The 9,923-nt window shown below is 49.3% G+C and carries 8 protein-coding genes; 5 read left to right on the top strand and 3 right to left on the bottom strand.

Annotated features, from left to right (window positions below):
* Positions 1-457: 457 nt before the first annotated feature.
* Positions 458-1,756, top strand: a complete 1,299-nt coding sequence (locus E3J62_00255) for a T9SS type A sorting domain-containing protein (protein ID TET47833.1) — start codon at positions 458-460, stop codon at positions 1,754-1,756.
* Between the two features lie 356 nt (positions 1,757-2,112).
* On the opposite strand, the gene E3J62_00250 is transcribed toward E3J62_00255, so the two are convergent.
* From E3J62_00250 to E3J62_00240, 3 genes are all read right to left on the bottom strand, one after another.
* Positions 2,113-4,134 (bottom strand): T9SS type A sorting domain-containing protein, encoded by a 2,022-nt coding sequence (locus E3J62_00250; protein ID TET47832.1) that lies wholly within the window; start codon positions 4,132-4,134, stop codon positions 2,113-2,115.
* Between the two features lie 177 nt (positions 4,135-4,311).
* Positions 4,312-5,223, bottom strand: coding sequence for a nucleotidyl transferase AbiEii/AbiGii toxin family protein (locus E3J62_00245; protein TET47831.1), 912 nt, complete (start codon positions 5,221-5,223; stop codon positions 4,312-4,314).
* A 9-nt stretch (positions 5,224-5,232) separates the two neighbouring features.
* On the bottom strand, positions 5,233-6,045 hold the full coding sequence (locus tag E3J62_00240; protein TET47830.1) for a hypothetical protein: 813 nt from the start codon (positions 6,043-6,045) through the stop codon (positions 5,233-5,235).
* Between the two features lie 862 nt (positions 6,046-6,907).
* Between E3J62_00240 and E3J62_00235 the strand changes: the two genes are divergently transcribed.
* The 4 genes from E3J62_00235 to E3J62_00220 all read left to right on the top strand — a co-directional run bounded on the left by E3J62_00235 (position 6,908) and on the right by E3J62_00220 (position 9,432).
* Complete coding sequence (locus tag E3J62_00235; GenBank protein ID TET47829.1) at positions 6,908-7,660, top strand: DUF4065 domain-containing protein; 753 nt, start codon at positions 6,908-6,910, stop codon at positions 7,658-7,660.
* Positions 7,660-8,004 (top strand): hypothetical protein, encoded by a 345-nt coding sequence (locus E3J62_00230; protein ID TET47828.1) that lies wholly within the window; start codon positions 7,660-7,662, stop codon positions 8,002-8,004. Before E3J62_00235 ends, E3J62_00230 begins: the two co-directional genes overlap by 1 nt.
* Before the next feature lie 133 nt (positions 8,005-8,137).
* Positions 8,138-9,292, top strand: a complete 1,155-nt coding sequence (locus E3J62_00225) for a PDZ domain-containing protein (GenBank protein ID TET47827.1) — start codon at positions 8,138-8,140, stop codon at positions 9,290-9,292.
* A 5-nt stretch (positions 9,293-9,297) separates the two neighbouring features.
* Positions 9,298-9,432, top strand: a complete 135-nt coding sequence (locus E3J62_00220) for a hypothetical protein (GenBank protein TET47826.1) — start codon at positions 9,298-9,300, stop codon at positions 9,430-9,432.
* The last annotated feature ends 491 nt before the right edge of the window (positions 9,433-9,923 follow it).

Raw genomic sequence — 9,923 nt, 5'->3', positions numbered from 1 at the left:
CCAATTTTACAATTTTGGGGCTTGTTGCGAGAACCTACGCGCCCAAATCCTGGAGAGTGGTGCCGGACTTATCTGGTAACTTTTTGGAAGTAAATGTCTTAGGATGATTTGGTCAAAATTGTAAAATTGTCTGCCTGCCCCGTTTGAAAAAAAAATCTAAAGGCCTGACCTAGACATTTATCCCATTCTGCTAGAAAAAACGCTTGACAAACTAGGGACGAGCACCCAGTATCAGGACGCACAGCGGGGAAATGCGCGGAGGCACAGCCTGTCGGGGACTATGAAGAGACTCCCACCATGTCTTGAGGATCAAAGCCGGGGCCTAGAGCTCGGGAGGAGGTGAGATAGCGTTTTTTTGATCTATCAACCCAGAAACCAGAGAGAGGAGAAGACATGAGGCACTTGTCGGGCGAGTTTCCAACCAAACACATGGAGTAGATAACATCAGGAGGGCGCCATGAAAAAACCGATGTTGCTAGCGCTTGTTTTGGTTCTGCTCATTTCAGGGATCGCACTCGGACAGGGAACAGTGGAGGACGTCCAGTTCTTTAGTGAGTCACTCGGAGAGCTGCGTTGGGTTCAAGTCTACCTGCCGCGCGGCTACAGTCTTGATCGCGGTCCCAAGTATCCGGTGATCTACTTCCTACACGGTATCAGAGGTGATCATACTTCTTGTCCTTTTCTCATCGATATCCTGGATGAGTTGATTGGGAACGGCACAATCGAACCAGTCGTAGTCGTCAAGCCAGATGCCAGCTGTGTGCCCTATAACGCCAGTTTCTACACCAATTCCGAATTGAATGGCGCATTCGAAGATTACATAGTTCAGGATGTTCGAGAGTTCGTTAAGAGGAACTACAGAATAATCCCGGGCCGTAAGAAACGGAGCATCATGGGGCACTCGATGGGTGGTTATGGGGCTATGAAGTTGGCCCTGAAATACCCTGACATCTATACTGCGCTTGCATCTCACAGCGGCCCCCTGGAGTTCAACGTGCTGCTGATGGTCGCACTCCCGTATCTTCTGATGGAATATCCAGAAGGTCCCCCATACTACTGGGCACCGTACCGTGGACCCTTTTCAGGATTGTCATTCTCGATGGCAGCGGCTTTTTCCCCAAATCTGACCAACCCACCCTTCTTCGTGGATTTCCCCCTTGACGAATATGCAAACGTCAGACCGTCTGTTTTTGGCAGATGGTTACTCCATAATCCGCCGAAATTCGCTACTGAACTCCCACCAGATGCAGAGTTATCGATATACTTCGACTGCGGCATGATGGACGAATTGGGATGCTATCCCCAGAACCTTGTCTTTGCGGGCGTTCTTGACCAGCTAGGGATTCCTTATGAATTCGAATCCTTCATGGGCGGCCATGCAGATCAGTTGCCCGTCAGGATCCCAATAGCACTTGAATTCCTTGACAACATCATGAATCCGTACACACGCGGCGGAGGTGGCAAACAGCTTGCACACGAGGAATCTGCAACCAGGGCCCTGATTCTTTGTCAGAATGCTCCCAACCCGTTTGCGCGCGAGACTTCGATACGCTTTACTCTGCCTACGTCAGGTCACGCAAGGCTTACCATATACGACTCGGCCGGAAGGTCGGTGGAGAGGATTCTCGACGGAAAGCTATCGGCAGGTACACACGCCGTAACCTGGGAAAGGAACAGTGTTCCTTCGGGCACTTACTTCTACCGTCTCACGTCGGATGGAAATGTCTTGACCAAGAAGATGGTTGTGGCCAGATAGCCTCCGCTAGGGAGTGTATTGAACGGGGGCGTGTTTGCCGCACGCCCCCGTACCTGGGCTCTAGCTACGCTCGGTGCCCCCTCCTTCGTCCTCCTTCACCGAGGTTACGGAGGGCAGGCCTCTGACAAGCTACGAATACTCCCTTCGTGTTCCCTCAGGACAGGCTCCGGATCCATGACTTGACAGTATGACAGTTCTATTCCAGTTTGCGCATTCGAGCCTTTGCCCTTCTGCACAACTGACCCAGTGAGTAGCGTTTCAGCGACTGAAACGGCGGGTAACGAACAATCTCCGTATACGTTAGGCCTCCCCGGGGTCAAACCTTGGGAATTGAATTCCTGGGCTGATCCAATGAATCAGCGGAGGAGGAGCATCTTCTTGACATCTGTGAAGCCGCCGGCCTGCAGTCTGTAGAAATAGATGCCGCTTGCGTTGCCCTCTGCGTCCCAGCGAACCTGATGCATACCTGGTAGTTGCAGATCGTCCACGAGTGTCTCCACAAGTTCTCCGGCGACATCAAAAACTTCAAGACGTACATGTATAGGTTTGGGCACGGTAAACGATATTGAGGTCTCGCGAGCGAACGGGTTTGGGTTATTCTGTGAAAGTGAAAAAAGGTTGGGCAGGTTTCTGTCAAAAGTAGTCAACTGCACATGTTTCTGTTTCTTGTGTTTCTTCACAGCCTTGTGGGCATGTTCGTAGGCGTGTTTGAAATGATTGATTGCTTTATCATATTTGTGCCATTCGATTCCAAGCTTCTTCATACCCTTGTCTACTTTGCTCAGTTCCGCATAGGCCTTGGTCATTTCCTTCTTTGCCTTTTTGATCTCCTTTTGCTTGGCTCCCGGATACGCCTCAGCCTCTCTAATTGCCTTCCCGGCAAGGAAGGAATCCGCCTCCACCACGTACAGAGCAATCTCACGGAGCTTGCTGATCACCCCTTCAAAATCAGGGATTTCGTATTTCTTTGCGGACCGGGATGCCTTTCGCACTTCCTTTGTCACCTTTTTCTCACGGTCAAAAACACGTGAGGCTTTGGTAATATGCCAGTTGTCTGAGAAATATGGAAGAGTCTTCTCCAGCTCCCGAAAGGCATGCTCAATGTGTTTGTGGGTCTTCGGATGAGTGATCGATTCAATGAGACCGGCCAGTTCATCCAGTGCCTCCTCCTTCACACTCTTCGGTGGTCTCCACCCGTTTCTCTCCATAAAAGGATAGAAATCGAAATCTGCACGCGGGTGAGGGATGTCGGTATCCCCTATCCCATCTCCTGCAATAGAGTGCTTCCCGCTGCCGCTCCCATCATCTGATCCCTGATAATCCGACCAGAAGTTTCCCTCCAATAGTATGGGATGATACCAGTCATTAATGGAAGGATAACTATCATGCACGTGGAACTCATTCTCGACAAAATTGTTGTGAAAGACCATACTCCTTTCAACACCATCCAAACCGAGGCCAAATCGATTGTTGACAATGGTGTTCTCACTGATGATTCCGTCGCTGCAATGTCTTTTAACCCATATGCCAACCTCGTGCTCAGACAGCAAATTTCCACTGATGACGTTCGAGATCGAATAGTCAGTAAGGAGAAGGCCGCACTCTGAATATTCGTCTCCTGAAATCCGGTTCTGAAGAACAAAGTTGCTGTCAGACTTTGCCAACCGAATTCTTTCAAATCTACTTCCAGTCAATTCATTGCCCTGGATCACGTTCCTATTTGATCCAAGAAGGTAGATTCCTGTCCTTCCATCAAAAAGTCTGTTATTCTCAACCCTGTTGAGATTGGACCCCGCTATCTTAATACACAGTTTGTTCATATCAGCGAAAATTGTGTTTCCAATGATGGAGGAGCCACTCGTCCCACGACGGAGATAAATCCCGATGGCATTCCTCTTGAACATGCTGTTCTGTACGACAATATTCTGAGAAGGGGGTTCTACATCAACCCCCTTTCCATTGTCCAAGAACTCCATCTCTTCAATGACAGAGTCGTCTCCGAGAACGTGGATACCTGCGCGGCCTATACCGCTGTTTTGAACAAGAAAGCCCTTCACAAGGCAACTTTCAGCCTCCACTCTCATCACCGAATCGACACTTGCGCCATCAATCGTGGTCGAACTACTACCGGAGCCCCAGAGAACGAGAGGCTTTGATATCCTCACATTTTCGTAGTAGATTCCCGGGGCAACCTTGACTGTATCTCCGCGGGATGCGGCATCAATCGCTTCCTGAATTGTCGGATAGTCCGATGGAACATTGAGAACCGATGCTATGGCCTCGATGCCAAAAAGCAGAACTACGGAGGCGGCCAGCAACTTGCTGCTTATTTGATTGAAACTCCGCCGGTGAGTCTTCTTCCAAGCAGTTATTTTCATTTGGGGCCCCTTTGCCTCTGCGTCAATGAAGGAACCTTCAGGTCGGTCTTTAGACTTCAAGGCGCCGGGTAGAGTATATCGGTGAGGACAACAATCTGTCAAGGGGTTTCAGAAACAACGAATTTGGTGCCACGGGCGGATTTTTTGATTTTTGAAGCTTGATGTGCTGGAAAAGGTTTAATTCTTAAGGTTTGACCGCAATGTCTGACACCATGCCACAAGTTCATCGCGTGCGGCTTTTTGTCGATGCGCTTTGGAATCTTTGGCAATAAGTGCTTCTTCTGGAGAGAGCTTCTTCAAGAATGAGAAGCCCTTGATGCACGCTTCCAAGATTGTCCGTTCGTCAACACGAAAATCGGCAGCGACAAGCCGTGAGAGATCCTGCCAGTCATATCTTCCACTATCCATTCTTTCAAGGAACGAATCGGGTTCAAACACATCCCGGACCTGCCAGAGCTTCAGCACAACCAGGGCACGCACAAGAGGTTTGTTGAAAGGCCTCTTACCGAATAGGTACAGGTCAAAGAAGTCTCGCACGCGTGCGCGCTGGTACAGTGAACGGACTTTCTCGGCTATTACCTCATGCACCTCAAGGCATGGAATAGTATCAGGCTGAAATTCCAGATGCTTGTGGTACTTCTGTTCAATCTGCGGCACTGATCTAACCGGCAGGGTCGGCTGCTCCCTCATACTCACTTGTAGATCAAATGCTCCTTTAGCATTCCAACCATGGGAATATTCAGGGGTAACGGTGAACGACCGCCCTCCCTGTGTAATGCGCCATCCTTCTTCAAGGCGGAAGGTTATGCCATGGAACTCGCAATTCAGAACTTCCATCATTTCAAGCACAAAATCGTCAGGCTGCCTTCCCTTCAGGGCAGTGAAATCAAGATCCATTGAGAACCTACCAGAGGTTCCTAGTATGATCTTTCGGATACAAGTGCCACCTTTGAAAGCCAAGGCTCTTAGAAGGCCAGACATAGACAGCAACTGGAGGGCATAGGTAAGAACCACATCACGTTCTGCAACCATCTTGTCTCTTAGCTTGCTGGAATGAGCAAAGAGGTCTATGAACTTCTCCTCTATCACCAAGGGCTCCTATATTTCAGATGTTATTTGCTGTTGAGGGATGTTTACAATGAGTTGCCATTCTCTGTCGAAAGCGCCTTCATGCCCCCATGTTCGTACAGGACCAAGATAGGCACATGAGCGCTTCTTGATCTTCTTTTTGAGTTTGTTCCGCGCGTCATGAGAGACCTCGATGCCAACGCGGTCGATGAGATAGCCTAATCGCTGTGTGAGGGCTATTGAACCCATTCGCAGAGCGTACGAGATGGTTTTCTCCCAGTCATACCTCCGTGACGCTCGACCAATGACGCCGGCCAGTTCCGGAATTCCGCCGGCATACTGAGGTTTGTCCACCGAATCCACAATCGCCTTCTCAGCTTCAGCCATCGTGACTTTCACGCCGAACGAATCAGCTTCCTTGAACCCAAAGAACTTGGCGCTGACGAGGTGAACAAATCTGAACGTGAACCCACGGATGAGCTTCGGTCTCAATTTTGTTTGGCAGGCCACAAAAACTTCTCCCCGCGTTTGACTGGTGAGATTATGGAACGCATTGGCGGTCGCATATGAGAAGTAGTATGGAAATGTCACCAGACTCCCAAGTAGCAGCGTATTCATGTCTGGCACACCCTCTGGTCCCCTATCTGCAGGAATCAGCAAGTACTTGCCCGGGCCAATCTTCTCCAGCCAGTTCTTTCGGCGCAGCGAACTTATGAGCTTGTCAGCCGCTTTTGCGTCCGCGTTCATCATGCGAATGACTTCAGCACGAGAGACGATACGTTGGTTGCGCCATTCAAGGTCAAGGATGACGGTGGCTTCTCTTTTGGAAAGATTTCTAGCCATCTTAATTTCTCCATCAGAACCCCCCAATTTGGGGGGTTATTGCAGACTTTTTAAGTAAAATAGCATCACCAGTGCTTCTTGTCAAGCAAAAAACTCCAACAAGCATGGAGATATCCACTCACGCTTCAATCCTGAGAATGGCACCTGCGAGTTGAAGAAGAGGCTCCAGATCATATTTGCGTGATTCTCTTCTTCTACTGCTCCCACCCAGTTGTAATGGGCAGGCCCCGTATATCTCGCTTCGCTAGAAACGGGGGCCGTGAAACGCCCCGGGCAGGCCCCGTGTATCTCGCTTCGCTAGAAACGGGGGGCCGTGAAACGCCCCGGGCAGGCCCTGTGTATCTCGCTTCGCCAGAAACGGGGGGCCGTGAAACGCCCCGGGCAGGCAGTTGAGAAGTGTTACCTATGTCTCCGTACACGTGTTACCTATGTCTCCGTACACGTGTCACCCATGTCCCCAGTCCATACACATACCCCAAAAACCACCCCAAAACCGTCCATATTCTCACTATAAGTGAGCATAACCCCCTCCCATTCTCACGCCTTTACAACTAGCGAGAAGGCGTTACACCTCACAACCCAAATCACACAAACCGGCTGCCCGAAACGCCTTATTTTTCAGGGCGTTTCAGCATTATGGTTATTATGGTGATTATGCCTCCTTTGCCCTGTTTTGGTGAGAATTTGGCACAGGTCATATGGTTTGCTTGAGACTGCTTGACATGCGCCGTCCCGAATGCTCCCAATTCTGCCCCAAAGCTTAAACAAATCGCTTGACACCCAGAAATCTTTGTAATAGAATCATACGAGCCTTGTAATATTATCAAACATATGTTATATTCTAGATCGGGAGGTGGCGACAATGATTACTAAGAAAGAATTAGCGAGAAGAATAAGGAAATTCAGAGAAGATCTAGAACTATCTCAAGAGCAACTTGCGGAAAAACTCGGGTTGCCCAGACCTTCGATATCTCAGATAGAATCCGCCCAACGAGACGTCAGCAGCATCGAGTTAGCCAAGCTTGTGGAGGTATTTGGGGTGTCTCCAGACGTCCTGCTGAGTCACGAATCTAAGACGAAATCAACAAAAGGCACAAGAACATCTAAGATGCCAACCCTAAACAGAGAGAAATTCAGGCAGGTCTTGCTCTACGTCCTTGAGAGATGCGGAGCAAGATCCAATGTGGGAGAGTCGGTCATTTACAAACTTCTATATTTCATCGATTTCAATTTCTATGAGCTCTATGAGCAACACCTAACGGGGGAAGCGTACAGAAAGATCAGCTTTGGACCTGCTCCCTGTCATTTCAGTGAGATTGTGGAGAAGATGATTGAAAAAGGAGAACTGAAGAAGATAGCAGCAGAATACCATGGGAAGCGTCAGAAGAAATACATCCCTCAGGTGAAGCCGGATTTGAGCAAGCTCGACGGAAGAGAACTTGAGGTCATTGACAGCGCGATTGACAGACTCTCCTCAATGAACGCCTCGTCTATTATAGATTATGCCCATGAGGACATTCCCTGCCAGGTAACAGATGACAAAGAGATCATAGATTATGAATCGGTCTTCTACAGAAAACCTGCCTATTCTGTTAGAGAATACCCTGAAGAGTGATGGAATTCTCTAGTCTACCTGAGTTCGACAAAGAACTAAAGGCACTGCTCAAAAAGTACCGCACACTAAGGAATGATCTGGAAGTACTGAAAAAGGTACTAAGAATACATCCCCGCGTGTACCCGCCTGTGGTAGTCAGGATAAGTGGTCTGGGTACTGAAACAGAAATATACAAGGTAAAACATTTTCGCTGCAAGGCTTTGGGAAAAGGGGTTCGCAGTGGCATCAGAGTTGTGTATGTCTATTTTCCTGCTGAAGAAAGAATAGAGTTTGCAGAAATTTATTATAAAGAAAAAGACGATAGAGATTGTGATAAGAAACGAATATTGAAGTATTATTCCTAGAAACAGCAAGCCTTGGGGACCAAGCTCGATTTACCTTAGGCCGTGGGATAGAATTACTCCTGGGAAGTGACGATTCTGTCGTCTTTGAGGAAGAAAATGTCAAAATGTCAAGCACCGTCCCTGAGGATTGATAGTGATTAGGTTTTTGAATAGAGCCATTCTGTATTCGCTTGTATTCTCCATGGGGTGTTCTCCAACTGCCCTTGTGGAGAAGAAGAAATCAGTCCCTTCGGAGAACGCTGGTGCTTGGCTTGGTGTCGCAGTCACCCCAGCCGACCGCAAAACCTCAAAAGGAGTTACAATAGTCAAAGTATCTGCCGGGGGGCCAGCTGAGAAAGCTGGACTTCAGGAAAACGACATCATAATCGAACTAGACGGTGACACCGTGGCAACTTGTCGTGACCTCCACCGGCTCATAAGAGAGAGAAAACCAGGCGAAGAGGTCGTTCTTCTTGTTCGCAGAAACAGTCGGCAGGAAGAAACCAGAGTGAGACTAGAGGCGCAACCTGCTCCTCGAGGTTCTAGTTACGAGAAGCGTTTTGCCGGCAGCCGAATAATCGGAATAGAGGTAAGAGAATCGGGAGGCAAACTAAGGAACGACCTGGTAGACTACGTAGAGTTGAAGGAGAATGATGTTTATTCAGAGAAGAAAGTGGAAGAGGCAAAGGAGGGGCTCAAGAAAAAGACGGGTTGCTATCTCGTCGAGCCCAGTATCACACTCTATCCTTCTGGAGTCTTTGTAGGGTTTACCATGATGGAGACAGCGGCAAGTTTGGAGAGGGATCTCGAGGAACCAATAGAGGTATCGGATGAGGCTGAGAAACTATTCAGTACTTACGACAGGTACAACGAAGCCTGGCTTGCGCATCTGTCGAGCAAGGCAACTGACAACTCCGCAACATCCGGCACTATGCAGGCATACGAGCGTGAGTTCTTGGATTCAGTCCAGCCGAATGTGAAAGAGCTCGTGACCATCCTAAAGAGAGGTAGCGTAGACCAGAGGGCCAAGGCGGCTTGCCTGCTGAAATGGGCTAGAGACAAGGAGTCCGTCATAGACCCACTAGTAGAGGCATTTGATGATCCCTCTCACCGGATTCACAATGATGCAGCCCGAAGTCTCCTAGCTATATCAAGAACGGGCGTCGAAGAAATACCTATCGAACCTGTCATTGGTCTCCTATCCCACGAGGCATGGCCGTGTCAAAACAAGGCAGTCTATCTTCTTCTGTCTTTATTGGACAAGCACCAAAATGCAGAGGGCATTGCTAGGGGGCGGTTCCTCATTTGATCGAGATGATAAAAAGTAAAAGACCAAACCTCAGGACACCGGCCTTGAGGGCTTTGGCGAGAATAACGGGCATCGATTTTGATGCCGCAGATGAAGAATCCCTGGTCAAGAGGTGGCTGGAGTCGTGGGACAAAAACTAGGAGGTCTATGTTGACCACAAGCTGAGCCCACGAAGTTTGGGGGCGTCCGTTGGTCGGAAGCCCCACGTGGACACTACTACTGCGAATTTGGGGTAGGGTCAAGGGATGGCGCCTGAGACTGGTGCTGAGTGAGCAACTTGATACAACATACCTCCAGTCAAACCTCACCGTAATCGCGAATCGAAGTACTTAGGCTGAATCTATCTGTTTCTCCCCGTTTCCTCTGGGAGTGCCTCGATACCCTACCCACATCCGGTCCCCATCTCTTACGACATCAAACGGTACGTGCCCCTTTCGAGCACAGCGCTTTGCTGTCAGCTTCAGTCAAAGGAACCTCCCCACATTCGCAGACGGTTATCAAATCCTTGTGCATGTGTGATCGAGGCATTTGTTGGTGATGACCCAGCCCAAATCTGGCACAGGGCAAGACGAGGTTCTACTCTCCCCTCGACACGTCCGGGGCCGGCAGGGCAAGCATCGGCCTCTGGAGC

The organism is candidate division TA06 bacterium (assembly GCA_004376575.1).
Lineage (GTDB): Bacteria > Hydrothermota > DG-26 > E44-bin18 > E44-bin18 > E44-bin18.
The sequence above is the reverse complement of the archived record's forward strand: the minus strand, read 5'-3'. Positions and strand labels throughout refer to the sequence as shown.

Coding starts and splice junctions, on each gene's coding strand:
- E3J62_00220 (TET47826.1), top strand. CDS start 9,298: ATGATAAAAAGTAAAAGACCAAACCTCAGGACACCGGCCTTGAGGGCT.
- E3J62_00235 (TET47829.1), top strand. CDS start 6,908: ATGATTACTAAGAAAGAATTAGCGAGAAGAATAAGGAAATTCAGAGAA.
- E3J62_00255 (TET47833.1), top strand. CDS start 458: ATGAAAAAACCGATGTTGCTAGCGCTTGTTTTGGTTCTGCTCATTTCA.
- E3J62_00240 (TET47830.1), bottom strand. CDS start 6,045: ATGGCTAGAAATCTTTCCAAAAGAGAAGCCACCGTCATCCTTGACCTT.
- E3J62_00250 (TET47832.1), bottom strand. CDS start 4,134: ATGAAAATAACTGCTTGGAAGAAGACTCACCGGCGGAGTTTCAATCAA.
- E3J62_00230 (TET47828.1), top strand. CDS start 7,660: ATGGAATTCTCTAGTCTACCTGAGTTCGACAAAGAACTAAAGGCACTG.